The organism is Neisseria sp. P0001.S005 (assembly GCF_051963715.1).
Genome location: NZ_JBQCTZ010000968.1, coordinates 1 through 274 on the forward strand (window position 1 = coordinate 1; position 274 = coordinate 274).

Sequence of the window (274 nt, forward strand, 5' to 3'; positions counted from 1 at the left end):
GCAGTAGCGGCAGATGCTAAAGCAGTAGCGGCAGATACCAAAGCGGGTCAAGCTAAGACAGCGGCAGCTGCGGCAGACACTAAAGCGGGTCAAGCTTTAACGAAAGCAGGCGAAGCAGCACAAGCGGCAGCGGCAGCAGATACCAAAGCGGGTAAAGCACAAAAACGAGCAGACGATGCTTACAATTTAGCAAGTCAAGCAGATACCAAAGCTGATGGTGCGGTAGCGAAAGCGGAAGCGGCAGATGCTAAAGCTGTAGCAGCTGATACTAAAG

General features: G+C 52.6%; 1 protein-coding gene. It reads left to right on the plus strand.

Annotated features, from left to right (window positions below; genetic code table 11):
- On the plus strand, positions 1–274 hold a 274-nt coding region (locus tag ACTHSP_RS23715; RefSeq protein ID WP_440347199.1), incomplete at both ends, for a hypothetical protein.